This window comes from Mitsuaria sp. GD03876, assembly GCF_029840635.1.
In the GTDB taxonomy this organism is placed as follows: Bacteria; Pseudomonadota; Gammaproteobacteria; order Burkholderiales; family Burkholderiaceae_C; genus Roseateles.
Window position 1 is genome coordinate 1 of record NZ_JAOCCU010000045.1, and the last position, 24,285, is coordinate 24,285.

Sequence of the window (24,285 nt, forward strand, 5' to 3'; positions counted from 1 at the left end):
CCGCACCATGGCTTCCTCCCGGAATTTCCACGCCGATCCATCGACGGCGTCTATATATGTCGGCCGCCAAGCTCCGCGCCTTCCTCGCCGTCGCCCGCCATGGCAGCTTCAGCGCCGCCGCGCGGGCCTTGGGCCTGTCGCAGCCCACGCTGACGACGCAGGTCCAGGCGCTGGAGCTGCAGCACAAGGTCGCGTTGTTCCATCGGCGCGGCCACCGCATCGAACTGACCAGCGTCGGCCATCAGCTGCTGCCGATCGCGCGGCAACTGGCCGCGCTGGAGGTCGAGGCCTACAACCTGCTGCATGACTGCGGCGAACTGACGCGGGGCCAGTTGAAGCTGGGCGCGGTCGGCCCCTTCCACGTGATCGAGATGGTCGACGCCTACCGCCAGCGCTATCCGAAGGTGGACGTGTCGATCCGGCTGGGCAACTCCGCGCAGGTCTTCGGCGACCTGGAGAACTACGTCATCGACGTCGGCGTGCTGGCGCGTTTCCACGACGCGCCCGGCTTCGAGACCATGGCCTACGCGCGGCACGCGATCATCCTGTTCGTGCACCTGGGCCACCCGTTCGCGACGCGCGAGACGGTGACGCTGCAGGACCTGGCCGACCAGCCGCTGCTGCAGCGCGAGGACGGGTCGAGCACGCGGCGCGCGCTCGAGTCCGCACTGCGCCAGGCCGGCGTGACGCCGCGCGTGGCGATGGAGATCGGCAGCCGCGAGGCGCTGCGCGAGGCGGCCGCGCGGGGCATCGGCATCGGCGTCGTGTCGGAGGCGGAGTTCATCCCCGACGCCCGCTTCCGCCCGGTCCGCATCCAGGGCGATCCGGCCTACACCGAGACCCATCTCTATTGCCTGAAGGAACGCCGGGACAGCCTGCTGCTGACCTCGTTCTTCGACGTGGCGCAACAGCTGCGGCGCTGACAGACTCGGGCCAGACACCGGACAGGTTTCTGAAGGGCCGCCCAGGCATCCTGCGCAGCTTCGCCGGGGGGCCTGGGAGGCCGTCTGTTTCCAGGGGAGCGATGTCCTGCCCCCCCGAATCCATGCACGACAAGAGAGCAGCCATGGATCGCCGCCACTACTTTCCTCGTCCGTCCATCGAGGCCGGCACCAACCGCTGGGACTGGGCGCTGCTGCCGCTGGTGCTGGGCCTGCTCGTGCTGCTGGCCTACGGCGCCGCGCAGATGGCCCGGCCGTTCGCGCTGGGCGACCCGCTGCCGCTGTCGCTGGACCCGTCCCACCTGCCCTACTACCTGCTGCGCACCAACCTGCGCATGCTGGCGGCGATGGCGCTGGCGCTGCTGTTCAGCGCGGTCTTCGCGGTGCTCGCGGCCAAGGTCCGCGCCGCGGAGAAGGTGCTGGTGCCGATGCTGGACATCCTGCAGTCCATCCCGATCCTGGGCTTCCTGTCGATCACGGTGACCGGCTTCATCGCGCTGTTCCCCGGCAACCTGCTGGGCGTGGAATGCGCGGCGATCTTCGCGATCTTCACCTCGCAGGCCTGGAACATGGCCTTCAGCCTGTACCAGTCGCTGCGCACGGTGCCGTCGGAGCTGGACGAGGCCGCGCGCGTGTTCCAGCTCTCGGGCTGGCAGCGCTTCTGGCGGCTGGAGCTGCCGTTCGCGATGCCCGGGCTGCTGTGGAACATGATGATGTCGATGTCGGGCGGCTGGTTCTTCGTCGTCGCGTCGGAGGCGATCTCGGTGTCCGACCAGAGCATCAAGCTGCCGGGCGTGGGCTCGTACATCGCCATGGCGATCGAGGCGCGCGACCTCGGCGCGATCGGCTGGGCGATCGTGGCGATGCTGGTGGGCATCCTGATGTACGACCAGCTGGTGTTCCGCCCGCTGGTGGCCTGGGCGGACAAGTTCCGCTTCGAGGACAGCGGCACCGACACCGCCCCCAACTCGTGGATGCTGAACTGGCTGCGCCGCACCGCGCTGACGCGGCGCGTGGCGGCCTGGATCGTGGACCGGCTCGAGGGCAGCCTGGTCTGGTTCCGCCGCCACCATGACGGCACCTCGATCCGCGCCCGGCCGCGCATCGCCGGCGCGACCTGGCAGCGCGCCTGGGATGCCGTCATCGCCGCGGCGGTGATGGTGGCGCTGTACCACCTGATCCGTTTCGTCCACACCGAGGTCGGCTGGGGCGAGGCCGGCCATGTGTTCGGCCTGGGCCTGCTGACGCTGGTCCGCGTGCTGGTGCTGATCGCGCTGGCGGCGCTGGTCTGGGTGCCGGTGGGCATCTGGATCGGCCTGAACCCGCGCTGGTCGGGCCGGCTGCAGGCGGTGGCGCAGTTCCTGGCGGCGTTCCCCGCCAACTTGCTGTTCCCGGTGGTGGTGGTGCTGATCGTGCGCTGGAAGCTGAATCCGGACGTGTGGCTGTCGCCGCTGATGATCTTCGGCACGCAGTGGTACCTGCTGTTCAACGTGATCGCCGGCGCCTCGAGCATCCCGGCCGAGCTGCGCCACGCGGCGCGCAACCTGGGCCTGAGCGGCTGGCTGAAGTGGCGACGCTACCTGCTGCCGGCGGTGTTCCCGAGCTTCGTGACCGGCGCGATCACCGCCAGCGGCGGGTCGTGGAACGCGAGCATCGTCGCCGAGTACGTGTCCTGGGGCGACACCACGCTGAAGGCCCACGGGCTGGGCAGCTACATCGCGGAGATGACGGCGAGGGGCGACTTCCCGCGGATCGCGCTGGGCATCGGCGTGATGTGCATCTTCGTGATGGGCCTGAATCACTTCGTCTGGCGCCGCCTGTACCGGCTGGCCGAGGACCGCATGCACCTGTGAGGAGACCGGCATGACCGCATCCATCATCGAACTCCATGGCGTCGGCAAGCGCTTCCGCTCGGCCGACGGCCATCCGCGGCCCGTGCTGGAGGACGTGGACTTCCACCTGCGCCAGGGCGAGATCGTCGCGCTGCTGGGGCAGTCGGGCTCGGGCAAGAGCACGCTGCTGCGCATCATGGCCGGGCTGGTGCCGGCCGACGCCGGCCAGGTGCGGTACCGCGGCCAGCCGCTGTCGGGACCGGCGCGCGGCGTGAGCATGGTGTTCCAGTCGTTCGCGCTGTTCCCGTGGCTGACGGTGCAGCAGAACGTCGAGCTGGGGCTGGAGGCGCGCGGCGTGCCCAAGGCCGAACGCGAGGCCAAGGCCGAGGCGGCGATCGCGCTGATCGGGCTGGGCGGCTTCGAGGGCGCGCTGCCGCGCGAGCTGTCGGGCGGCATGCGCCAGCGGGTGGGCATCGCCCGGGCGCTGGTCACCGATCCGGACGTGCTGCTGATGGACGAGGCGTTCTCGGCGCTGGACGTGCTGACCGGCGAGCGGCTGCGCGAGGACATCCTGGAGCTGTGGGACGGCGGGCACATGCCGACGCAGGCGATGCTGGTGGTGTCGCACAACATCGAGGAGGCCGTCATGATGGCCGACCGGGTGCTGATCTTCGCCAGCGATCCGGGAAGGATCCGCTGCCAGCTGTCGGTGCAGCTGCCGCGGCCGCGCGATCCGGAAAGCGCCGACGTGCGGGCGCTGATCGACGAGGTCTACGCGCTGATGACGGCCGGCGCGACGCGGCCGGCGCGCGCCGCGGGCACGGCGGACGCGGCGGCGGCCCCGGCCCCGCTGGCGGAACGGCTGCCGGCGGCCGACGTCGCGCGGATGGACGGCTTGCTGGAGCTGCTCGCCGAGCCGCCTTTCGACGGCCGGGCCGACCTGCCGCAACTGTGCGAGGAGGCGGGGCTGCCGGACTCGGAACTGCTGCCGGTGGCGCACGCGCTGGCGCTGCTGGGGCTGGCCCAGCTCGATCACGGCGACCTGCAGCTGACGCCGCTGGGACGGCGCTACGTCGAGGGTCCGCACGGACTGCGGCGCGACCTGTTCGGGCAGCAGCTGATGACGCATGTGCCGTTGATCGCGCACATCCGCCACAGCCTGGAGCAGGAACCCAACGGCGTGATGCCGGACAAGCCGGTGCTGCGCCTGCTGAGCGAGCACCTGGACGACACCGAGGCCGATGCGGTGCTGCAGACCGCGGTGACGTGGGCGCGGCATGGCGAGGTGTTCGAGTACGACTACAACACCGGCGCGCTGCGGCTGCCGACCGGCGAGGACGAGGCGGCGACGCGCTGAGGTGGGTAGAGTCGGGGCTTCGCGTCTGCGAGGTCGCCTCCGATGAAACGCTTCGTCCGTCACCGGCTGAGGTCCGTGAGCACCGATCAGTTGCTGCGCCACGCGCTGCGGCATTGGCATGCCGATGCCGGATGGCGCGCGGTGCAGGAGCTGCAGATGCGCGGCTCGCCGGCGCTGCTGGCGACGATCACCGCGATGTGCGCGAGCCCGCGGGCGCGGCGACGCGCGGTCGGGCTGTCGGTCGCGGGCCAGCTGATGCATCACGCGGACGGCGAGTGCGCGATGTACGCCGAGGAGGCGACGCAGCAGCTGTTGCTCCATGGATTGGCGGATCCGCATCACGACGTGGTCCGGGCGGCGGTGAGCGGCCTGGGCCACCGCCCGCATGCGGCGAGCGTGCAGGCGCTGCTGCGCTTGTCGACGAGCGGCGACAGCCAGATGCGCTGGCAGGTGGCGGTGGCGCTCGGGTCCTACGAGGAGCCCGAGGCGATCGAGGGCTTGATCCGGCTCTCCTCCGATCCATCGAACGAGGTGCGGGACTGGGCCACCTTCGGCCTGGGCACGCTGCGCGACGACGACTCGCCGGAGATCCGGGCGGCGCTGCGCCGCAACCTGAGCGATACCGACCAGGACGTGCGCGGGGAGGCGCTGGTCGGGCTCGCCCGACGTGGCGACGACGGCATCGTCGAGACGCTGATCACGCTGCTGACGCCGGATTGCCACGTCTACGAACTGGATGCGGCGGAGGCGTTGGCGGATGCGCGCCTGGTCGCACCGCTGCAGGCGCTGTCGAAGACCGCTGGGCCGTCGTCCGGGAACGCGTACTGGCAGGCGAGGCTGGATGAAGCGTTGGAGGCGTGTGTGACTCAGGCCGTGCCCGTCGGAATCCAGCAGAGCAACGCCTCCTGACTGTCCGCCGCCGTCTGTTGTTCCGGATCGACATGCGCCCAGCCAGAACCTTCATAGGGCTCATGGACGGGGCCGAGGACGAAGCGGGCTTGCAGTTCGCGCAGCATCACATGAGGTTTGATGCAACGGACATTGAAGTCCTCGCAGGCATCCGGGATCTTCACCTTCTTCTTCGACCCGGACGAACGCTCCATCGTCACCACGACATGCCCGTGCGCCATGGCATAGGCGACCAAGGCGATGTCGGCTGACTTCAGGAACTCTCGCATGGCCTCTGGCGTGTACTGCATGTCGCGGGCCCATAGCTCAATGGCCTGACGTGCGCCGACAGCCTCTGGATCCGCTGCCAAGAAGAAGTCCGGCGACTGGACCGCCACCCAAGGGGAAATCTCGGGATCGGTCAGTTCATTTCGAACCTCGACGACGCTGAATACCCTGCCGCCCGCGTGGCTCTCGCTCAGCCATCGCCAGAAGGCAGGACAGAAGTCCATGCCGTAGTGCTGGTTCTTCGCTTCCAGAAGTACGTTGGCGTCCAGGAGATAGGCCATGTCAGATCTCGATATCCAGTGATCGACCGATCGCGTTGAAGGCGTCGGTGGAGTTGATGCCCAGCAAGCGGAAGGCCTCTGTGAAGGTCGTCCGCCCCTCCAGCGTGTGGTTGATCAGTGACCAGGTGAATCGGCGGCTCGCCCGCGAGACAACGCGCGCGCAGAAGTCCACCTCGGGTGGCCGCTCCAGGAGCAGTTCCCTCTTGTCCACCAGCCTGCTCAGCAAGTCGATCGCCTCGTCAGCCACGCTGTCGCACCAGCGGCCGACTGCATTGCCGGCCTCGGCCGCGCCGCCGGACCGGCCGACCGCGGAGACACCCAGCCACAGGAGAGCGAGGTGCCTCGCCAGGACACGCAGTCGCACGGCAGAGGGCAGCCCTTCATTGACAAGGATCGTGGGCGCCCATCCGTCAGCCAAGGTGATGCCGTGGACAGAGCGCGCGTCAGGCATCTCTCGCACGTCGTCCGACATCACGGGGCCGACCATCACCAGGATGCCGGCGGACTCAGCCAGTTCTACAACGGCCTCGAACAGGTTTCCACGCCGCTGCGGGCCGTACAACGAGCGTCCGGACGCGCTCAGCAAGGCCCGGATCGATCCGGCCGCGAGGCCAGGCCGGGCACCCAGCGTCACGCTCCCCACGAATCCGAGTCGATCCTCGTCCGTCTCGGCCAGATAGTCCCGATACCACTCCTGACGCACCTCGCAGCGATGCAAGGTGGCTTCCAGCCTTCGTTCCAGACTCGGTCGAACACTCGCTGGCGTCGCGACGGCGTGACCGAAGGTCCAATGCGAAGGGGCTGCTTGTTGAATGCGCTGCATGACGCCCATTGCACAGCGCCATCGTCCGCGAGGCGATCCTCTATCCATTGAGACTTTCGCTTCGGGCACCGAATGCAGATTCGAGTGGAAGACGACAGCCGCCATCCCCGATCGGAGCGGTGTCGACTGGCTTGGTCCCGCCATGGCTTCGCCCCCCGGACCGGTTTCGGCGAACACTCTTGATCGCCGACACGCCACCGCCGTCCCGGCGCCCCTCCTCAGAACCTGCACCCCGCCTTCGCTGCCCGCACAATGGACGGCTTCCGCCACCGCGCGCCCGCCGCACCGCCCATGCTCCCCCGCATCAGCGAAGAGATCACCTTCCGCAAGCTCGAGATCCTGATCACCTTCCTCGAGAGCGGCAGCCTCGCCCGCGCCGCGGAGCGGCTGGGCACCAGCGCCGTCAGCGTGCACCGCGCGCTGCATTCGCTGGAGGCCGGCACGCGCTGCGCGCTGTTCCGGCTCGAGGGCCGCAACCTGCAGCCCACCGACGCCGCCCACGCCCTGGCCGACGTCGCCCGCGAGATCCTCCAGCGCATGGACGAAGGCATCAACGCCACCCGCGCCATCGCCGGCTACGGCGCCGAACGCATCCGCATCGGCTCGCTCTACTCGCTCACCAGCGGCACCGTCCCGTCGATGATCATGGCGCTCAAGGCCCGCAAGCCCGACGTGCAGGCCGAACTGATCCTGGGCTCCAACTCCGACCTCACCCAGCGGCTGCGCGACGGCACCCTCGACGCCGCCGTCATGGGCCAGCCCGAGTCCGCCACCGACCTCGAGACCCACGCCCTGTTCGAGGACACGATCTACTTCGCCGCCCCCGCCCAGTCGCCCTACGCCAGCCGCGAGGCGATCGACCTGCGGGACTGCGCCGAGGAACGCTTCGTCAGCCTCCAGGAAGGCTTCGTCACCTACAGCCGCTTCGTCGACGCGTTCCGCATCGCCGGCTTCGAACCGCAGATCGTGATGAAGACCAACGACATCTTCTCGCTCATGAACCTGGTCGGCGGCGGCATCGGCTGCACCCTGCTCCCCGGCCGCGTCCGCGGCGTCCTGCCGCCCAGCGTCCGGCTCATCCCGCTCGAGGACCGCTACGCCGTGCGCCAGACCATCGCCCTGTGCTTCCTGCGCGCCCGCGAGCGCGACCCCAACCTGCTCGCCCTGCTCGCCGCCAGCCGCACGCTGCGCCTGGGCGGCGGTTGACCCGTCGACGACCGCCCATCGTCGTCCTGGCGCCCTCGCCTTCGCCTTCGCCTTGGCCATCACCGCGGCGCGCGCTGTCGCCGCCATGACGCGACCGTTCCGCCACGCGTAAGCGTCGGACGCCCGGGTTGATTGATCCGCCCCGGGCGGGCCCGTACCGTCCACGTCCATGGACCGCATGAACATGGACACCAAGGCCCGCGACCGCGCCGACCGGCTCGCCGCGGCGCGCGAGGCGCTCGGCGCGCGCCTGTCCGGCAAGCGCGTGGACACCGACGCGATCGTCGACCTGCTGCACGCCGTGCTGCACCCTGGCGACCGCGTCTGCCTGGAGGGCAACAACCAGAAGCAGGCCGACTTCCTGGCCAAGGCGCTGGTGCGGCTCGACCCCGCACGCATCCACGACCTGCACATGGTCCAGTCGGTCATCGCCCTGCCCGAGCACCTGGACGTCTTCGAGCGCGGCATCGCCAGCCGCCTGGACTTCAGCTTCTCCGGCCCGCAGGGCGCCAGGCTCGCGAAGCTGCTCTCCGCCGGGCAGTTGCGCATCGGCGCCATCCACACCTACCTCGAGCTGTTCGCCCGCTACTTCGTCGACCTGACGCCCAAGGTCTCGCTGATCGCGGCGCAGGCGGCCGACATCCACGGCAACCTCTACACCGGCCCCAACACCGAGGACACGCCCGCGATCGTCGAGGCCACCGCGTTCTCCGGCGGCCTGGTCATCGCGCAGGTCAACGAGCTCGTGCCCGAAGGCACCGCCCTGCCCCGCGTGGACGTGCCGGCGGACTGGGTCGACGTGGTCGTGCTGGCGCCGACGCCGCATTTCATCGAGCCGCTCTTCACCCGCGACCCCGCCCAGATCAGCGAGATCCAGGTGCTGATGGCGATGATGGCCATCAAGGGCATCTACGCCGAGTACGGCGTGCAGCGCCTGAACCACGGCATCGGCTTCGACACCGCCGCGATCGAGCTGCTGTTGCCGACCTACGGCGAATCGCTGGGCCTCAAGGGGAAGATCTGCCGCCACTGGGCGCTCAACCCGCATCCGGCGCTGATCCCGGCGATCGAGGCGGGATGGGTCGAATCGGTGCATTCGTTCGGCTCCGAGCTCGGCATGGAGGACTACCTCCGCGCGCGCTCCGACATCTTCTTCACCGGCCCCGACGGCAGCCTGCGCAGCAACCGCGCGTTCTGCCAGGCGGCGGGGCATTACGCCTGCGACCTGTTCATCGGCTCCACGCTGCAGATGGACCTGCAGGGCAACAGCTCGACAGCGACGCTGGGCCGGATCGCCGGCTTCGGCGGCGCGCCCAACATGGGCGCCGACGCCCGTGGCCGGCGCCACGCCAGCCCCGCCTGGCTCAAGGCCGGCGAGGAGGCGCGGCGCCACCAGACCGGAAGCGCGGCAACGCCGCGCGGCCGCAAGCTGGTCGTGCAAATGGTGGAGACCTTCCGCGAGCACATGCAGCCGGCGTTCGTCGAACGCCTGGACGCCTGGGAGCTGCAGCGCCAGGCCGGCCTGGAACTGCCGCCGATCATGATCTACGGCGACGACGTCACCCACGTCCTCACCGAGGAAGGCATCGCCAACCTGCTGCTGTGCCGCGACGACGAGGAACGCGAGCAGGCGATCCGCGGCGTGGCGGGCTACACGGCAGTGGGACTGGCGCGCGACCGGCGCGCCGTGGAGGACCTGCGCGACCGCGGCGTCATCCGGCGTCCCGAGGACCTGGGCATCGACCCGCGCGACGCCACCCGCAACCTGCTGGCCGCGCGCTCGATGCGCGACCTGGTGCGCCTGTCCGGCGGCCGCTATCGGCCACCGAAGCGCTTCCGCAACTGGTGACGCGACGAGCCGAGACACCCCGCGACGCCATCGCCATCGCCAGAGCCAACGCCCACGACAACGCCCGAGACAGCCCATGACGCCCATTCCTCCGGGTCTCGAGACCCTCGACTTCCGATTCGCCGGCACCGCGGCGGTGCCGCCATTCGCGCCGGTGCTCGTCGGCGTGGTCGGCTCCGGCAACCTCGAGGTGATGCTCGAGCCCGAGACCGGCGGCGACTGCGCCGTCCGCGTCCAGACCTCCGCGCGCGGCTTCGCGCCGATCTGGCGCGCGGTGCTCGACGACTTCCATCGCCGCCACGGCCTGGCCGGCGTGCGCGTCTCCATCAACGACATGGGCGCGACGCCGGCCGTGGTCAGCCTGCGCCTCGACCAGGCCGTGCAGGAGCTGCGTCCATGACGACGTCCCACACGAGTGCCCACGCGGTGTCGTACGCCGAATGCGCCGCGCGCGAGCGCGTGGCGCGCTTGCTCGATCCGGGCAGCTTCCATGAATGGCTGCCGCCGGCGGAGCGATTGACCAGCCCCCACCTGGCGCAGCTGGGCGTGCCGTCGGCCTTCGACGATGGCGTGGCGATCGGCCGCGCCACGTTGGCCGGCCGACCGGTGTTCGTCGCCGCGCAGGAAGGCGCCTTCATGGGCGGCGGCGTCGGCGAGGTGCATGGCGCCAAGCTCACCGGACTGCTGCGGCGCGCCGCGCGCGACAAGCCGGCGGCGGTGCTGTTGCTGCTCGACTCCGGGGGCGTTCGACTGCATGAGGCCAACGCCGGGCTGATCGCGGTGTCCGAAGTGATGCGCGCCGTGCTCGACGCGCGCGCCGCCGGCGTGCCAGTGATCGCGCTGATCGGCGCGGACAACGGCTGCTTCGGCGGCATGGGCATCGTCGCGCGCTGCACCGACCTCGTGGTCATGAGCGATGTCGGGCGGCTGGCGATGTCCGGGCCCGAGGTCATCGAGGCGTCCCACGGTGTCGAGGAGTTCGACGCCCGCGACCGCGCGTTGGTCTGGCGCACCACCGGCGGGAAGCATCGCTGGCTCACCGGCGACTGCGACGCGCTGGTCGAGGACGACGTGGCCGCCTTCCGCCAGGCGGCGATCGATGCGATGACCGCGTTGCCGGCGGCACGGTCCGTCAGCGTCGAGGCGCTGGAGGCGGAACACGCGTTGCTGGCGCGGCGCCTCGCGCTGCTTGAAGCGCCCGACGACAGCCCAGTTGCGGGACCGGCCAACGGCGGCGGCGGCAGCAGCGGCAGCAGCGGCAGCAGCGGCAGCAGCGGCAGTAGTGGCAGCGGAGGCGGAGGCGGCGGCGACGGTCGTGGCGATGACGCGATCGCGCTGTGGACGCGGATGGGCGTGGCGGACGCGGCACGCGTTCCGGACCTCGACGTGGCTGAGGTCGTGCCGCTGCGCGCATTGGCGCGCTGACGCCTGGCGATCGGGCCGCGCGCCGAAGCACGCGAACGACACGAGCATTTGCCAAAGGCATCGACCACACGAGGACATCTCGGAGAACGGACCATGGACTGGAAGACCCTCGCCACGACGCTGTTCGGCACGGCCGACACCCTGACGCTGGACGGCGATTTCCTGCACGGCAGCGCCGAGCTCGACGGCCAGGCGATCGCGGTGATCGGCACGACGAACCACGCACCGATCGGCGTCGCGCTCGCGCTGGCGCAGGCGCGCGTCGTGCTCGACACCGTCACCACCCATCCGGGCCGGCCGATCTTGCTGCTCATCGACACGCAGGGCCAGCAGCTGCGCCGCCGCGACGAGCTGCTCGGCATCAACCGCGCGATGGCGCACCTGGGCATGACGATCGACTTGGCGCGCCGGCGCGGTCATCGCGTGCTGGGGCTGGTTTACGACCAGGCGCTGTCCGGCGGCTTCATCACCTCGGGCCTGATCGCCGATGCCTGCGACGCGCTGCCCGAGGCGGAAATCCGCGTCATGCGCATTCCGGCGATGTCGCGCGTGACCAAGCTGCCCGAGGAGATGCTCACCGCGCTGTCGGCGTCGAACCCGGTGTTCGCGCCGGGAGTCGAGAACTACGTCGCCATGGGCGGGGTGCGGCGGCTGTGGACCGGTGACTTGCGCCAGGCCTTGCGGGAGGCGCTGGCCGATGCGCCGGTCGACGACCGTCGGGCGCTGGATGGCGCGGAGCGTGGCGGGCGGCGTCTGGCGGCGTCGGTCATGCAGCGCGTGCTCGACGCGGCCTGATGGAACGACGACATGACCCGCCTTCATCGCCATCAACTGGTCCATCCGACGCCGGCCGCCTGGGACCGGTTGCGCGCGATCGCGCGTGACGCCACCGAGCGCGACTGCCTGACGCTGTGGGCGGCGCGTGGGCTACCGCTGGTGGTGACGCAGCAGCGTTGCGACGCGAGCGCGCAGCCGGAGTGGATCGCGATGGGGCTGTCCGCGCCGCTGCGTTGGGAAAGCCGCCGCATCGGCGTCAGCGTCGCGCGGCGCGAGGTGATGTTCTTCGACGAGTTCCCGGCCGCGCGTGCGATCACGAAGCTGATTCCCGCCGCGTCGCGCGTGGCGTGGGACACGCTGTGTCGCGATGCGGGCGCCAGCGGCGTCCAGCCACGCGTGTACGGCAGCTACGGGTGGCAGGCCCTGTCGGCGATGGCGCATGTTCGGGCGGACTCCGACGCGGATCTCTGGATGGGGGTGAGCGGCGCAGAGCAGGCGGACGAAATCGCCGCGCTGTTGGCCAACGCCGACATCCCGGGAATGCGGCTCGACGGCGAGCTGGTCTTCGATGGCGACAGCGCGGTGTCGTGGCGCGAGTGGCTGACCTGGCGCGCGGGCGGAACGCGCTCGATCCTGGTGAAGTCGATCGGCGGCAGCCGGCTCGCGAGCGAGCTCGGCGAGATCGTGCGCGACGTCAGGGCGGCGGCCTGAAGACGTGGCATGAAGGGGATCGCATGAACAACGCGGCGGTTGCTTCGCGATCAATGACCCCGTCGGCCACCGACATCGGCCGCGCGGCTGCCGTCGCGCTGCACGACGAGCTGGTGCTGTCGCCGAAGCCGGGCCTGGTGACGCTGACCAGCACCGGCAGCCATCGCGACATGGACGCGCGCACCTTCATCCGCAGCATCTCGTCGCTGCGCGGCTACTTCGTGCGCATCGCCCATCTCGGGATGGGCGATGCCGCGTTCCCAGCGCTCGAGCGCGCCGGCATCGAGGCCGAGGCACGCATGCTCGAGGCCACCGGCGGCGTCAACACGCATCGCGGCGCGATCTTCCAGTTGGGGCTGCTCTGCGCGGCCGCGGGCGCGGTCGTCGCATCGGGCCGAACGATGACACCGGCCGCGATCCGGTCCGCGCTGATCGCGCACTGGGGTGAGGCGCTCAGGCACAGGGCGCAACGGCCATCGACGCTTCCGGGTGGCATCGCGGCGCGCCGGCTCGGACTGCGCAGCGCGTCCGAAGAGGCGGCGCTCGGCTTCCCGGCCGTCTTCGAGGTCGGCGTGCCGGCGATGCGCGCGGCGATCGCTCGTGGGCTGACACGCGAGCGGGCGCAACTCGACACGCTCTTCCACCTGATGGCCGCGCTCGACGACAGCAACCTTGCGCATCGCGGCGGACTCGAAGGCTTGCGCTTCGCGCAGCGTGCCGCGAAGGCGTTCCTCGAAGGAGGCGGCGCGGCGCATCCGGCAGCGATCCATCGCGCCGAGGCAATCGCACGCGACTTCGAGGCGCGAAGGCTCTCGCCGGGCGGGTCCGCCGACATGCTCGCGGCGGTTTGCTGGATGCAGCGACTCGGCGCGATCGAGATGAACTCGGACGGCACGGCCGAAGCACGCGCACCCGCACCCGCACCCGCATCCGCATCGGCATTCGCATCGGCATCGGCACCCGCATCCGCATCGGCATCGGCATCGGCATGAGCGTCGCCATCGTCTTCAGCGGCCAAGGGAACCAGCATGCCGCGATGCTGCCTTGGTTGCTCGACGACCCGTTGATCCACCAGATGACCATCCTGCTCGGCTTGGTCACCAGCGCCGAGAACGGCGGCTCCGCAGGTGCAAGTGCAGGTGCAGGTACAGGAGTTGGAGCCAACGGTGGCGACTGGCGCGAGGCGCTTGGCGATGCGGCCTGGGCGCGCGCGAATGCGCATGCGCAGGTGGTGATCACCGCGACCGGGCTCGCCGCGTGGGCGCAGCTGTCCCGCGCGTTGAGCGCCGCGGCGGTGGAGGTCGACGCGGTCGCCGGCTACAGCGTCGGCGAAGTCGCGGCCTGCGCCGCGGCGGGCGTCTTCTCCGCGGACGACGCGATCGCCCTCGCGCGACGTCGCGCCGCGCTCATGGACGAGGCGGGCCGGCAGGCGGCAGGCGGGCTCTGCGGCGTGACCGGCCTCTCCTCCGCGGCGTTGGAGCCGTTGTTGACCGGATCGCCGGTGAGCATCGCCATCCGCAATGGCGAGGACAGCGTCGTCCTCGGCGGACCGCTGGAGGCACTCGATCGCGTCGAGGCCATCGCGGCGGCGCGTGGGGCGCGATGCACGCGGCTCGCCGTCGCGGTGGCTTCCCATACGCCCTTGATGCGCGACGCCGCGGAGGGCTTCGACGCGGCGTTGGCATGCGTGCCGATGCAGGCGCCATCGCGGGTGCTCATCGACAGCCGCGGCAATCGCGTCTGGCGCGCGCAGGATGCTCGCGCGGGCCTCGCGCGACAGATCGCGAGCACGGTGCGCTGGGACGAGGTGATGGACCAACTCGCCGCGCGCGGGCCGTCGTGCGTGCTGGAGATCGGCGGCGGCCAGGCGCTCGCGCGGCTGTGGCAGTCGCGCCATCCGGCAATCCCCGCGCGCTCGGCGGACGAGTTCCGCACCCTCGACGGCGTGGTGGACTGGATCGCGCGATCGACGGCGTGAGCGCCAGCGCCGCAATGGCATGTCCGGCGACGGGTGCGGGCGCATCCGCGTCGCGCGCGCGGTGGCGCGCCCGGGTTCACCCTCGATCGTTGCGGCGCGCGTAACGGTCCGCGCGACTGCTTGATTGAAGCGCTCCGTCTCCCCCGATACCGTGCGCCCCAACCGATAACGAGGCGGCCGACGCTCGACAGCCGGACCGCCGCAACAGGAGACAACGATGACCGTTCACTGGATGTCGATCCTTCCGCTCGCCGCCATGTTCGTCGTGGCGACGGCGCTGCCGATCAACATGGGCGTGCTGGCCTTCGTCGGCGCGTTCCTCGTGGGCACGCTGGTGGCCGGCATGAGCGCCAAGGCGATCATGGCGGGCTTCCCGGCGGAACTGTTCCTGACGCTGGCCGGCATCACCTACCTGTTCGCCTTGGCGCAGAACAACGGCACGATCGACTGGCTGGTGCGGCTCGCGGTGCGCGGCGTGCGCGGCCGGATCGCGGCGATCCCGTGGATCATGTTCCTCGTGGCGGCGTTGCTGACCTCGGTGGGCGCGGTCAGTCCCGCCGCGGTCGCGATCATCGCGCCCATCGCGCTGGGCTTCGCCGCGCGGCACGGCATCAACCCGTTGATGATGGGCTTGATGGTCATCCATGGCGCGCAGGCGGGCGGCTTCTCGCCGATGAGCATCTATGGGGGCATCACGAACCGGATCGTCGCCAAGGCGGGGCTGCCGCTGAGCGAGGTGACGACGATGCTGGCGAGCTTCGGCGTGAACTTCGCGGTGGCGCTGGGCTTGTTCGTGGCGCTCGGCGGCGTGCAGCTGCTGCGCCGCGGCCGGGTGCGGGAGGACGAGGCGGACATCGCGCCGATTCCGCCGGTCGCGCGGCCGCAGGGCGGTCCGCAGGTCTTCGGCGGCGCGGAGGCGGAGTCGTACGGCGAGGGTCGGCGCGTGGCGGCGAGCAGGAGCTCGATGCTGGGCCAGGTGCAGACGCAGACCTTCCCGCGGACGGATTTCCATCAGGTGGTGACGGCGCTGGGCTTGTTGCTGCTGGCGGTGCTGACGCTGGGCTACAAGTTGGATATCGGGTTCGTGTCGATCACGATCGGGCTGGTGCTGAGCCTGATGCAGCCGCGGTTGCAGAAGAGCGCGCTGGGTCAGGTGTCGTGGCCGGAGATCATGTTGATCGTGGGCGTGAGCACGTACGTGGGGGTGATGGAGAAGATGGGGACGATCGACTACGTGGGGCACAGCGTGGCGAACCTGACGTCGCCGTTGATGGCTGCGCTGCTGCTGTGTTTCGTTGGTGCGGTGGTGTCGGCCTTCGCGTCGTCGACCGCGGTGCTCGGATCGCTGATTCCGCTGGGTGTGCCGTTCCTGACGGGTGACAACGCCGGCATGGCGATTGGTTTCATTGCTGCGATGGCGGTGTCATCGACGATTGTCGACGTGAGTCCGTTCTCGACGAATGGGGCCTTGGTCCTGGCGAATGCGAAGGGCATGGACCGCGACCGTTTCTTCCGACTGTTGTTGCTCTACGGAGCTGCCGTGACGGTGATTGCGCCGGTGGTGGTCTGGTTCCTCTTCGTAGTCCTCTAACGGAGGACCCTAGCGATCTGCTTCGAGGGCGAGGCCGGGGCCGGCGGCGAAGCCGAAGCCTCCAGGACTGACCAGGCGCGTTCTGTTTGAACGGAGCGAGCCGGAGGTGAGCGGAGTGAGTTGAGCGCCGAGGGCTTCGGCTTCGCCGCCGGCCCCGGCCTGGCCCGGTGATCGCAGACGTCAAGCGTCCACGTACGCCACCGCGATCATTTCCCCGGCGTTGATGGGCGAGGGTTCATCCACCCGAGGCGTGTAGATCATGTCCCCGACGCGGATGGTGCTGCCGCTGAGCACGCAGGTCCCATCGCGTTTGGAGGGGAGCATGTCCCAGATTTGGTAGCCGTAGTGGCAGGCGCCGGGGTCGGACCAGGAGATGGCGGCGGTGCGTGGCGTGGGCCGGTCGAGCACGTGGATGGTTGGGGCGATGCGTCGGGCGGAGTTGGAGGCTGGTTGGGGTTGGGGTTCGGGAATGCCGCCGTTGCCGAGCCAAGAGACTGTGCGGAGCCAACCGTCGCGGGTTGGGTCGCTTGCGAGATCCGAGTGCATTTGCCGCACCGCCTTTCACGTCCGCCGACAATCCGGCGTCGAAGCCTGAAATAATTCAACGGGTGATGAATATAGCAAAGGCGACCGTCGGATGAACAAGACCCCGAAGGCTACCGGGGCGCCTCGGCGGCGCGGGCGGCCGAGCGCGGACTGTGCACCGGGCGCGGACCATTTGCTGCGGACGGCGCGACGGATCTTCGCGCTGCGCGGCTATGAGGCGACCAGCGTGCGGGAGATCGCGCGGGAGGCGGATGTCGACGCGGCGCTGATCGCGCATCACTTCGGATCTAAGGAGGCGCTGTGGCTGGCGGTGGTCGAGCAGATCAAGGTGCTGCTGGATCCGATGCTGGCGACGGCGGTCGCGCTGCGGGCCGATGCGTCGCTGGGTCCGCGGGAGCGGGTCGAGCAAGGCTTGCTCGCGTTCATCGACCGGGTCTTCGAGCACCCGGACATCGGGATCTTCTTTTCGACCGCCGCGACCGAGGAAGGAGAGCGGCTGAACGTGCTGGTGACGTCGATCGTCCGGCCGTTCCACGAGGTCTACCTGCCGCTGTTCAACGACGCGATGGACGCGGGCGAGCTGCACCGGTGCGACCCGGCGCTGCTGTTCTCGGTGCTGATGCAGGGCATCAGCAAGACGGTGGCCTACGGCCACGTGCTGCGCGCGGTGTCGACGCTGCCAGACGAGCCGGAACGCTTCAAGCGCGAGCTCACGGACGTGGCGCTGCACCTGCTGCGCGCCGCCGCGCCGGAGCCACCGCCCCCGCCTGTCACTTCGCGACGTAGAAGTCGTTGACGTAGGGCATCGGGATCCAGCGGTAGCCCTTGCCGTCGGCCTGCAGGTGACCCACCCCCGGGAAGGTGACGTGGTCGCCGGCGACCCAGTAGCCACCCTTGAGCGCGTCCGCGAAGACCCGCTTGCGCATCGCCATCGCGGCCTTCGGGTCGACGTCGAAGACGACCGTCACCTCCGGATGCGGGAGCTGCACGTCGGCCACGTGCACCAGGTCGCCGAGGAACACGAGCTTCTCGCCTTTGCTCTCGAGCACGTAGGAGGTGTGGCCCGGCGTGTGGCCCGGCGTCGGCCACGAGCGGATGCCGGGGAACAGCGCCGTCTCGCCATGGAAGGTCTTCACCTTGCCGGCGTCGACATACGGCTTGACCTTCGCGACGGCCTGGTCGAAGTAGACCTTCAGACCTTCGGGCGCCTTGGCGCGCTGCTCGGCGCTCAGCCAGAAGTCGACTTCCTTCTGCTCGAGATGGAGGGTGGCGTTGGGGAAGACCATCCGCGAGCCGTCCATCAGGCCCCCGGTGTGGTCCGTGTGGATGTGCGTCACCAGGATGTCGGTGATCTGCTCGGGCGAGGTGCCGGCGGCCTTCAGGCTGGCGGAGAGCTTGTCGAGCTTGGGGCCGTAGAGCTCGCCGGTGCCCGCGTCGATCATCACCAGGCGATTGCCGGCCTTGACGAGGAAGGCATTGATCGAGGCCTCGACCTGCGGGGTCTGGAAGGCGCGCGCCAGGCTCGACGCGACCTGGCCGGGCTTGGCGCCGGTCAGGACCTGCTCGGCGGGAATCGGCAGCGTGCCGTCGGACAGCGCGATCACCTCGACGTCGCCGATCTTGAAGTGCTGGTAGCCGGCCTGGATGCGGCTGAGCTTGGGCGCGTTGTCCTGCGCCAGCGCCGGCGCGACGGGCCCGGCGAAGGCGGCGGCGACGGCCACCGTGAGCGTGAGGAGCGTGGGGGTCAACGAGAAACGGGAGTTCTTGGCGGTCATGGATGGAGGTCGGTGTTGAGGTCGATGTTGATGGCGGGATTCGAGGGAAATGACGTCACAGCCATCCGGATTCACGATGCCTTGATCGACAATCGCCACCATTCATCGTGGCGGGAGTCGTCGATGAAACGGCGTCGTGACCGAGGCCACTCGGCGCATGGCGCCTTCGACGGACCGAAGCGTAGGTCGGACCGGGCCGCGAGCGTGAGTCGCTTGTTTCAATGGGAGGTATCGGAATCGTGGATATGAAACGCTCGGAACTGCCGCTGCTCATCTCGCTGGACACCTTGCTGGACGAGCTCAACGTGACGCGCGCCGCGCAGCGCCTGCACATCAGCCAGCCCACGCTGTCCGGCCATCTGGCGCGCTTGCGCGAGCTGTTCCAGGACCCGTTGCTGGTGCCATCGGAAACCGGTCGGGGCATGGTGGCGACGGAACGCGCGCTGGCGTTGCATCCCAAGCTCGCGCAGGCCTTGGGGCAGCTGCGCGAGGCGGTGACGAACCCGGAGGGATTCGATCCGGCGACCTCGGCGCGCAGCTTCGTCGTCGCGGCCAACGACAGCGTGTTCACCATCCTCGCGCTGGACGTGATGGCCGAGTTGATGGGCTACGGCAATCCGGCATTGCGCATGGCCGTCGTACCGGCCCATGACGACGCGCTGGTCGAGCGGATGGCCAAGGGCGAGGTGGACCTGTTCCTCGGCGACATCCACAAGATCCCGCAGACGCTGAAGGCGCGATTCCTGCTCAGCGCCGAGTTCGCGCTGGCGCAGCGGCGCGGGCATCCGCGCGGGAAGGCGCCGCCCAGCCTGGACGAGTACTGCGCGCTCGCGCACGTGGTGGTGTCGTCGCGGGCGGAGTTCTCGACGCCGGTGGACGGGATGCTCGCCACGCTCGGCCGCGCGCGGCACGTCGTCAGCGCGGTGCCGAGCTACAACCAGGTCGGGCTGGTGCTGTCCGGCACCGACGGCGTGGCGACGCTGCCGCGGCAGCTGCTCGAGCGCTACGCGTCGCTCGTGGACCTGCTGCCCCTGCCCTTCGAGGTGCCGCCGTTCCAGCTGGCGATGGCCTGGCATCCGCGCGCGCATGGCGACGCGGCCGGGATGTGGCTGCGGGAGCGGTTCCTGCGGCGGTCGGAGGGACGGTCGGAGGGACGGCCGGACAAGGCGCCGAAGGGGCGCTCGCCGGCGCGCGCGAAGGCCGTGACGGCCAGGAAGAAGCCCGCGGGGCGTTGACCGGCCCGCGCCGAGCATCGAATCGTCTTTCCTTCCCCCGCTGGATACACAGGCATACGCAACCCGTATCGCGAATCGGCGCGGACTCGAAGAATCCACTCCATCGCAGCTTGCGCTGCTCGACTGGAAAGGACTTCCCCATGCGATCGATCCTCAAGCGTTCCCTGTTCCCGCTGGCGCTCGCCGGCGCCGCCACCGTGGCGACGGTGCTGTTCTCGCTGCCGCCGATGTCGACCGACGCGGCCGCGGCGTCGCTGCTCGGCGGCGCGGGCATGGACGGCAAGCCCGCGCCGGCCTTCACCGGCATCAACACGTGGATCAACAGCCCGCCGCTGACGGTCGACGGGTTGAAGGGCAAGGTGGTGCTGGTGGACTTCTGGACCTACACCTGCATCAACTGCCTGAACCAGCTGCCCTACGTGAAGGCCTGGCATGAGAAGTACAAGGACCAGGGGCTGGTCGTGGTCGGCGTGCATTCGCCGGAGTACGACGAGGAGCGCTCCACCGCCGGTCTCAAGGATGCGATCGCGCGCCTGGGCATCCACCACGCGGTGGCGCAGGACAACGACTTCAAGACGTGGAAGGCCTACAGCAACCGCTACTGGCCAGCGCTGTACCTGATCGACAAGCAGGGCAAGGTCGTCTACTCGCACTTCGGCGAGGGCTCGTACCAGCAGACCGAAGCGAGGATCCAGGCCCTCCTCCAACAACCCGGCTAAGCGCCGTCGCGCGGTGCCGGAAGGTGGCCAATCCAGGCGCAAAGCACAGCCGTAGCAGCGCTACGGCGAGCATTTGCAACGACGAGTGGTCGCCTTCTGGCGCCGCGCGCTCAGTCGCGCCCTTCAACGCCCATTGAGAGCACATAGCCCTCGCTGCGGACCGTCTTGATGTAGCGCGGCTCCCGCGCCCCGTCCCGCAGGCGCTGGCGCAGCCGGCTCACCAGCAGGTCGATCGAGCGCTCGAAGAGCTCCGCCTCGCGCCCCTGCGTCAGGCTCAGCAGCTGGTCCCGGCTCAGCACCCGTTGCGGGTGGTCCAGGAACACGCGCAGCAACCGGTACTCCGCGCCGCTGAGCGGCACCACCGTGCCCTCCTGGTCGACCAGGTGGCGCTCGACCGTGTCCAGCACCCATTCCCCGAAGGCCAGCCGCGGCGACTCCTCGGTCGAGCGCATGTTGGGCGGCAGCATCCGCGCGCGGCGCAGCACCGACTTGATCCGCGCCAGCAGCTCGCGCGCCGCGAACGGCTTGGCGAGGTAATCGTCGGCGCCCATCTCCAGCCCGAGGATCCGGTCCGCCTCGTCGCCCCGGGCGGTCAGCATGATCACCGGCGTCGCCTTGTGCTTGCCCGCGCGCAGGTCGCGGCACAGCGACAGCCCGTCCTCGCCCGGCAGCATCAGGTCCAGGATCACCAGGTCGAAGGGCCCGGCGGTCTCCATCGCGACGCGCATGTGGCGGCCGGTCGGCACCGCGGTCGCCCGCAGGCCGTTGCGGGTCAGGTAGGTGGTGAGCAACTCGCGGATCTCGCGGTCGTCGTCGACGATCAGGACGTGATCCAGGGTGGGCGCGGTCGTCTGCATGGCTGGGGCGGAGGGCTTCAACGGGATGACGCGCAATGTACCGGCCCAAGCCCGGCCCCGGGCCGCGCGAGGCAATGTTGTGTCTCCGCCCCGCGCCGCGGATACACGCGAATACAAAGCCGCCCACAAGCGCGCCGCGCCCGCCTATAAACCTGCCTGCGGCGTCCGATGCCGCCCCTCCCCCTCGCTTCCCCCGGAGATTCCCGTGAGCCGCGTCATCGACTACTTCCTCGCCCCGCACAGCCCCTGGACCTACCTCGGCCATGAGCGCTTCGCCGCCATCGCCCGCGAGGCCGGCGCCACCGTGCGGCTGATCCCGATCGACCTGCTCAAGCTGTTCGAGGTCTCCGGCGGCCTGCCGCTGGCCCAGCGCCCGCCGCAACGCCAGGCCTACCGGCTGCTGGAGCTGCGGCGCTTCTCCACGCACCTGGGCATGCCGATGCATGTCGAGCCGACCCACTTCCCGGTGGTGCCGCACAAGGCCGCGCGGCTGGTCATCGCGGTCGACCAGGCCGACGGCGCGGACGCCGCGATGCGGCTCACCGGCGCGCTGCTGCGCGCGGTCTGGGAGCAGCAGCGCGACATCGCCGACGACGCGACGCTGACCGCGATCCTGGCCGAGCACGACCTGCCGGCCGCGCGCCTCGCCCGCGCGGCGGAGGACGACATCGGCGCCCGGTACGAGGCCAACACGCGGCGCGCGATCGAGGCCGGCCTGTTCGGTGCGCCGAGCTACGTCATCGACGGCGAGCTGTTCTGGGGCCAGGACCGGCTGGACTTCGTGCAACGCGCGCTGAAGGACGCACGCGCATGAACCAGGCCGTCCTGCCGGCGCCCAAGCCGCGCCGCTTCCCGCCGCGCACGCTGTTCGCGCGCGTGTTCTGGCTGATGGTGCTGGGCATCGCGATCGCGCAGGCGCTGGCCTATGTCGCCATCCGGCAGGAGCGCTCGATGGCGCTGCGCGCGCTGATGATGTCGGGCGTCGAGCGCGACATCGCCACCGGCGTCGCGGTGCTGGACCGGCTGCCCGCGGCCGAGCGCGCCGCCTGGCTGGACCGGCTCGAGCGGCCGAACTACCGCTTCGCGCTCGGCGACGAGATCGACCGGTCCGCCGGCCCGGTGGACGAGGCCGAGTTCAGTGGCATGTTCGTCGACGCGCTCAAGCAGGCGATGCAGCCGTTCCGGATCGAGCGCACCGCCCAGATCACCGCGCGCCGCTACCAGCTTCTGGTGCGGCTGGGCGACGGCTCGCCGCTGACCGTCAACGCGCGCCGCGTCGACATGCCGATCCCCGAATGGGTGACGTGGGTGCTGGGCGCGCAGCTGATCGTGCTGGCCCTGTGCACCTGGACCGTGGTGCGGCTGGTGACGCGGCCGCTGCATGCGCTGGCGACCGCGGCCGACGACCTGGGCCCGGACCTGACGCCGCGCCTGATCCCCGAGGACGGCCCGGCCGAGGTGTCCCGCGCGGCCCGCGCGTTCAACGCGATGCAGCAGCGCATCGCCGGCTACACGGCCGAGCGGGTCGAGATCCTGGCCGCGATCTCGCACGACCTGCAGACGCCGATCACCCGGATGCGCCTGCGGGCCGACCTGATGGCGGACGAGGCGCTGCGCGACAAGTTCCGCGGGGACCTGGACGCGATGCATGCGCTGGTGCGCGAGGGCGTGACCTACGCGCGCACGCTGCACGGCACGTCGGAGCCGGCCGCCCGTCTCGACGCCGACGCGCTGCTCGCGAGCATCGTCGGCGACTACGAGGACGCCGGCGAACAGGTCAGCCTGAGCGGCGAGGTCGGCGCGCCGATCGCGGCGCCGCCACAGGCGCTGCGGCGCATCCTGGTCAACCTGATCGACAACGCGCTGGCCTTCGGCGACCACGCCGAGATCCGCGTCGACCGCGATCCCGCGCAAGACCCGGCCCCGCGGATCAGCATCACCGTGCTGGATCGCGGCCCCGGCATCCCCGAGGACCAGTTGCAGGAGGTCTTCAAGCCCTTCCACCGGCTGGAGACCTCGCGCAACCGGGACACCGGCGGCACCGGGCTCGGGTTGGCCATCGCCCAGCAGCTTGCCACCGCGATGGGGGGCACGCTCACGCTGCGGAACCGTCCCGACGGGGGCCTCGAAGCCCGCCTGAGCCTGCCGGCCACGCTTTCCACGACTTCTGTGGACAAGTCTGTTGGCTGAGCGGGCAGGGATGCCGCAAGCCGTTGATTCGTCACGGAATTCATTGCAGTGCCGCGAAATGAGGCAGTGATCCGGACGGGCCATCCCGCGGCGATTTCCACGGCGGCCGGGCTATCCCCGCCCGCTGTGGACAAGTCTGTTGGCTGCCTCTGCAGGGGGACGGCAACCCATTGTTTTCACAGGGGAAACCTTGCCATGCCTCAAAAGAAGGCATCGGGAAAAGCGGGGCGAGGACCGCGCGCCAGGTCTTGACACCCCCTCCCCGATCCGACAGGCAAGCGGCGTTCCCTGGCTGGAGTTGCTCACAGTGCCCACCGGTTGTGCACCGAGGGTCCGGACTGTCCACGGCCTCTGTGGACAAGTCTGTTGGCTGCCCGGGCAAGGATGCGGCAAGTGCTTGTCACGGCAAGGAAATGATTGAGATGCCACGGAATGAGGCACACCCCCTCGCCGGAACGCGTCCGCGCGGTGGATCGCGCGCGGTGTCGACGAGCGCTAGGCGTCGCGCAGCAGCAGTTCGCCCTCGATTTCCACCGGGATGTTGAAGGGGAGTTCCGCCATGCCGACGGCGCTGCGCGCATGGCTGCCGCGTTCCGGGCCGAAGAGTTCGAGGATCAAGTGGGAGAAGCCGTTGATCACCGCCGGCTGCTGATGGAAGCCCGGCGCGGAATTCACCATGCCGAACACCCGCGACCAGGCCTGGATGCGGTCCAGGTCCCCCAGCGCCCGCTTCAGGCTGCCCAGGATCGCCAGGCCGGCCAGCTCGGCGGCGCGGTAACCCTGCGCCACCGTCAGCTCCGCGCCGACCTTGCCCAGCGGCCCCGCCACCGTGCCGTCCGGCTGCAGCGGTCCGTGGCCGGAGATCAGCACCCGCGATCCCTGCACCCGCACGAACGGGAACGGCAGCGCGCCGGGCGGCGACTGGATCGGGGCGGGAAGCGACAGGCCGCGTTCGGCCAGACGTTGTTCGATCAGGGACATGTCCGCGCGCCGCCGGACGGCGCCTCCGTTTTCAA

Annotated in this window: 24 protein-coding genes; 18 read left to right on the forward strand and 6 right to left on the reverse strand. The window is 70.1% G+C overall.

Features of this window, described 5'->3' with window-relative positions:
- The first annotated feature begins 56 nt into the window (after positions 1 to 56).
- The 4 genes from N5D62_RS22595 to N5D62_RS22610 all read left to right on the forward strand — a co-directional run bounded on the left by N5D62_RS22595 (position 57) and on the right by N5D62_RS22610 (position 5,039).
- Complete coding sequence (locus N5D62_RS22595) at positions 57 to 923, forward strand: LysR substrate-binding domain-containing protein (protein ID WP_279760154.1); 867 nt, start codon at positions 57 to 59, stop codon at positions 921 to 923.
- Positions 924 to 1,066: 143 nt separating this feature from the next.
- Complete coding sequence (locus N5D62_RS22600) at positions 1,067 to 2,794, forward strand: ABC transporter permease subunit (RefSeq protein WP_279760155.1); 1,728 nt, start codon at positions 1,067 to 1,069, stop codon at positions 2,792 to 2,794.
- A gap of 10 nt (positions 2,795 to 2,804) precedes the next feature.
- Entirely contained in the window at positions 2,805 to 4,130 is a 1,326-nt protein-coding gene (locus N5D62_RS22605) for a nitrate/sulfonate/bicarbonate ABC transporter ATP-binding protein (protein ID WP_279760156.1), read from the forward strand.
- 75 nt (positions 4,131 to 4,205) lie between these two features.
- On the forward strand, positions 4,206 to 5,039 hold the full coding sequence (locus N5D62_RS22610; RefSeq protein WP_279760157.1) for a HEAT repeat domain-containing protein: 834 nt from the start codon (positions 4,206 to 4,208) through the stop codon (positions 5,037 to 5,039).
- Here N5D62_RS22610 and N5D62_RS22615 read toward each other — a convergent pair.
- Entirely contained in the window at positions 4,997 to 5,587 is a 591-nt protein-coding gene (locus tag N5D62_RS22615; RefSeq protein WP_279760158.1) for a DUF4411 family protein, read from the reverse strand. The genes N5D62_RS22610 and N5D62_RS22615 overlap by 43 nt on opposite strands.
- Position 5,588: 1 nt before the next feature.
- Positions 5,589 to 6,410: a hypothetical protein gene (locus tag N5D62_RS22620; protein ID WP_279760159.1), complete on the reverse strand. Its 822-nt coding sequence runs from the start codon at positions 6,408 to 6,410 to the stop codon at positions 5,589 to 5,591.
- Between the two features lie 291 nt (positions 6,411 to 6,701).
- On the opposite strand from N5D62_RS22620, the gene N5D62_RS22625 reads away from it, so the two are divergent.
- From N5D62_RS22625 to N5D62_RS22665, 9 genes are all read left to right on the forward strand, one after another.
- The gene (locus N5D62_RS22625; RefSeq protein WP_279760160.1) at positions 6,702 to 7,616 is read left to right on the forward strand and encodes a LysR substrate-binding domain-containing protein; all 915 of its coding nucleotides are present in this window, start codon (positions 6,702 to 6,704) and stop codon (positions 7,614 to 7,616) included.
- Between the two features lie 169 nt (positions 7,617 to 7,785).
- Positions 7,786 to 9,465, forward strand: a complete 1,680-nt coding sequence (gene mdcA / locus N5D62_RS22630) for a malonate decarboxylase subunit alpha (RefSeq protein ID WP_279760161.1) — start codon at positions 7,786 to 7,788, stop codon at positions 9,463 to 9,465.
- Between the two features lie 76 nt (positions 9,466 to 9,541).
- Positions 9,542 to 9,865 (forward strand): malonate decarboxylase acyl carrier protein, encoded by a 324-nt coding sequence (gene mdcC / locus N5D62_RS22635; RefSeq protein ID WP_279760162.1) that lies wholly within the window; start codon positions 9,542 to 9,544, stop codon positions 9,863 to 9,865.
- A complete protein-coding gene (locus N5D62_RS22640) occupies positions 9,862 to 10,890 on the forward strand; it encodes a biotin-independent malonate decarboxylase subunit beta (protein ID WP_279760163.1) in 1,029 nt (342 codons plus the stop codon). The genes mdcC and N5D62_RS22640 overlap by 4 nt, the downstream gene beginning before the upstream one ends.
- 93 nt (positions 10,891 to 10,983) lie before the next feature.
- Complete coding sequence (locus N5D62_RS22645) at positions 10,984 to 11,685, forward strand: biotin-independent malonate decarboxylase subunit gamma (protein WP_279760165.1); 702 nt, start codon at positions 10,984 to 10,986, stop codon at positions 11,683 to 11,685.
- 12 nt (positions 11,686 to 11,697) lie between these two features.
- Positions 11,698 to 12,378 carry a malonate decarboxylase holo-[acyl-carrier-protein] synthase gene (mdcG, locus tag N5D62_RS22650; RefSeq protein ID WP_279760166.1) on the forward strand — a complete coding sequence of 227 codons (681 nt, stop codon included), beginning with the start codon at positions 11,698 to 11,700 and terminating at the stop codon, positions 12,376 to 12,378.
- A gap of 23 nt (positions 12,379 to 12,401) precedes the next feature.
- Entirely contained in the window at positions 12,402 to 13,370 is a 969-nt protein-coding gene (gene mdcB / locus N5D62_RS22655) for a triphosphoribosyl-dephospho-CoA synthase MdcB (RefSeq protein WP_279760167.1), read from the forward strand.
- A gap of 56 nt (positions 13,371 to 13,426) precedes the next feature.
- Positions 13,427 to 14,356, forward strand: coding sequence for an acyltransferase domain-containing protein (locus N5D62_RS22660; RefSeq protein ID WP_279760169.1), 930 nt, complete (start codon positions 13,427 to 13,429; stop codon positions 14,354 to 14,356).
- A gap of 217 nt (positions 14,357 to 14,573) precedes the next feature.
- Positions 14,574 to 15,947: an SLC13 family permease gene (locus N5D62_RS22665; protein WP_279760170.1), complete on the forward strand. Its 1,374-nt coding sequence runs from the start codon at positions 14,574 to 14,576 to the stop codon at positions 15,945 to 15,947.
- A gap of 180 nt (positions 15,948 to 16,127) precedes the next feature.
- On the opposite strand, the gene N5D62_RS22670 is transcribed toward N5D62_RS22665, so the two are convergent.
- On the reverse strand, positions 16,128 to 16,493 hold the full coding sequence (locus N5D62_RS22670) for a DUF3331 domain-containing protein (protein ID WP_279760171.1): 366 nt from the start codon (positions 16,491 to 16,493) through the stop codon (positions 16,128 to 16,130).
- Positions 16,494 to 16,584: 91 nt separating this feature from the next.
- Here N5D62_RS22670 and N5D62_RS22675 point away from each other — a divergent pair, with 91 nt between their 5' ends.
- The gene (locus N5D62_RS22675) at positions 16,585 to 17,289 is read left to right on the forward strand and encodes a helix-turn-helix domain containing protein (protein ID WP_279760173.1); all 705 of its coding nucleotides are present in this window, start codon (positions 16,585 to 16,587) and stop codon (positions 17,287 to 17,289) included.
- On the opposite strand, the gene N5D62_RS22680 is transcribed toward N5D62_RS22675, so the two are convergent.
- Positions 17,264 to 18,268 carry an MBL fold metallo-hydrolase gene (locus N5D62_RS22680; RefSeq protein WP_279760175.1) on the reverse strand — a complete coding sequence of 335 codons (1,005 nt, stop codon included), beginning with the start codon at positions 18,266 to 18,268 and terminating at the stop codon, positions 17,264 to 17,266. The two genes, N5D62_RS22675 and N5D62_RS22680, sit on opposite strands and share 26 nt — an antisense overlap.
- Positions 18,269 to 18,513: 245 nt before the next feature.
- Between N5D62_RS22680 and N5D62_RS22685 the strand changes: the two genes are divergently transcribed.
- Together N5D62_RS22685 and N5D62_RS22690 are read left to right on the forward strand one after the other, a co-directional pair.
- Complete coding sequence (locus N5D62_RS22685) at positions 18,514 to 19,503, forward strand: LysR family transcriptional regulator (RefSeq protein ID WP_279760177.1); 990 nt, start codon at positions 18,514 to 18,516, stop codon at positions 19,501 to 19,503.
- Between the two features lie 227 nt (positions 19,504 to 19,730).
- Positions 19,731 to 20,222 carry a thioredoxin family protein gene (locus tag N5D62_RS22690; protein ID WP_279760217.1) on the forward strand — a complete coding sequence of 164 codons (492 nt, stop codon included), beginning with the start codon at positions 19,731 to 19,733 and terminating at the stop codon, positions 20,220 to 20,222.
- 110 nt (positions 20,223 to 20,332) lie between these two features.
- Here N5D62_RS22690 and N5D62_RS22695 read toward each other — a convergent pair whose 3' ends face one another.
- Positions 20,333 to 21,079 (reverse strand): response regulator, encoded by a 747-nt coding sequence (locus N5D62_RS22695; RefSeq protein WP_279760179.1) that lies wholly within the window; start codon positions 21,077 to 21,079, stop codon positions 20,333 to 20,335.
- Between the two features lie 205 nt (positions 21,080 to 21,284).
- On the opposite strand from N5D62_RS22695, the gene N5D62_RS22700 reads away from it, so the two are divergent.
- Entirely contained in the window at positions 21,285 to 21,893 is a 609-nt protein-coding gene (locus N5D62_RS22700) for a 2-hydroxychromene-2-carboxylate isomerase (protein ID WP_279760181.1), read from the forward strand.
- Positions 21,890 to 23,269: an ATP-binding protein gene (locus N5D62_RS22705; RefSeq protein WP_279760183.1), complete on the forward strand. Its 1,380-nt coding sequence runs from the start codon at positions 21,890 to 21,892 to the stop codon at positions 23,267 to 23,269. Before N5D62_RS22700 ends, N5D62_RS22705 begins: the two co-directional genes overlap by 4 nt.
- Before the next feature lie 495 nt (positions 23,270 to 23,764).
- Here the strand turns inward: N5D62_RS22705 and N5D62_RS22710 are convergent, their stop codons facing one another.
- On the reverse strand, positions 23,765 to 24,250 hold the full coding sequence (locus tag N5D62_RS22710; protein WP_279760185.1) for a RidA family protein: 486 nt from the start codon (positions 24,248 to 24,250) through the stop codon (positions 23,765 to 23,767).
- Positions 24,251 to 24,285: the final 35 nt, after the last annotated feature.

Bases quoted from the DNA above. Each gene is read 5' to 3' on its own strand.
- N5D62_RS22595 (WP_279760154.1), top strand. From the start codon at position 57: ATGTCGGCCGCCAAGCTCCGCGCCTTCCTCGCCGTCGCCCGCCATGGC.
- N5D62_RS22600 (WP_279760155.1), top strand. From the start codon at position 1,067: ATGGATCGCCGCCACTACTTTCCTCGTCCGTCCATCGAGGCCGGCACC.
- N5D62_RS22605 (WP_279760156.1), top strand. From the start codon at position 2,805: ATGACCGCATCCATCATCGAACTCCATGGCGTCGGCAAGCGCTTCCGC.
- N5D62_RS22615 (WP_279760158.1), bottom strand. From the start codon at position 5,587: ATGGCCTATCTCCTGGACGCCAACGTACTTCTGGAAGCGAAGAACCAG.
- N5D62_RS22620 (WP_279760159.1), bottom strand. From the start codon at position 6,410: ATGCAGCGCATTCAACAAGCAGCCCCTTCGCATTGGACCTTCGGTCAC.
- N5D62_RS22625 (WP_279760160.1), top strand. From the start codon at position 6,702: ATGCTCCCCCGCATCAGCGAAGAGATCACCTTCCGCAAGCTCGAGATC.
- mdcA (WP_279760161.1), top strand. From the start codon at position 7,786: ATGGACCGCATGAACATGGACACCAAGGCCCGCGACCGCGCCGACCGG.
- mdcC (WP_279760162.1), top strand. From the start codon at position 9,542: ATGACGCCCATTCCTCCGGGTCTCGAGACCCTCGACTTCCGATTCGCC.
- N5D62_RS22640 (WP_279760163.1), top strand. From the start codon at position 9,862: ATGACGACGTCCCACACGAGTGCCCACGCGGTGTCGTACGCCGAATGC.
- N5D62_RS22645 (WP_279760165.1), top strand. From the start codon at position 10,984: ATGGACTGGAAGACCCTCGCCACGACGCTGTTCGGCACGGCCGACACC.
- mdcG (WP_279760166.1), top strand. From the start codon at position 11,698: ATGACCCGCCTTCATCGCCATCAACTGGTCCATCCGACGCCGGCCGCC.
- mdcB (WP_279760167.1), top strand. From the start codon at position 12,402: ATGAACAACGCGGCGGTTGCTTCGCGATCAATGACCCCGTCGGCCACC.
- N5D62_RS22665 (WP_279760170.1), top strand. From the start codon at position 14,574: ATGACCGTTCACTGGATGTCGATCCTTCCGCTCGCCGCCATGTTCGTC.
- N5D62_RS22670 (WP_279760171.1), bottom strand. From the start codon at position 16,493: ATGCACTCGGATCTCGCAAGCGACCCAACCCGCGACGGTTGGCTCCGC.
- N5D62_RS22675 (WP_279760173.1), top strand. From the start codon at position 16,585: ATGAACAAGACCCCGAAGGCTACCGGGGCGCCTCGGCGGCGCGGGCGG.
- N5D62_RS22680 (WP_279760175.1), bottom strand. From the start codon at position 18,268: ATGACCGCCAAGAACTCCCGTTTCTCGTTGACCCCCACGCTCCTCACG.
- N5D62_RS22685 (WP_279760177.1), top strand. From the start codon at position 18,514: ATGAAACGCTCGGAACTGCCGCTGCTCATCTCGCTGGACACCTTGCTG.
- N5D62_RS22690 (WP_279760217.1), top strand. From the start codon at position 19,731: ATGTCGACCGACGCGGCCGCGGCGTCGCTGCTCGGCGGCGCGGGCATG.
- N5D62_RS22695 (WP_279760179.1), bottom strand. From the start codon at position 21,079: ATGCAGACGACCGCGCCCACCCTGGATCACGTCCTGATCGTCGACGAC.
- N5D62_RS22705 (WP_279760183.1), top strand. From the start codon at position 21,890: ATGAACCAGGCCGTCCTGCCGGCGCCCAAGCCGCGCCGCTTCCCGCCG.
- N5D62_RS22710 (WP_279760185.1), bottom strand. From the start codon at position 24,250: ATGTCCCTGATCGAACAACGTCTGGCCGAACGCGGCCTGTCGCTTCCC.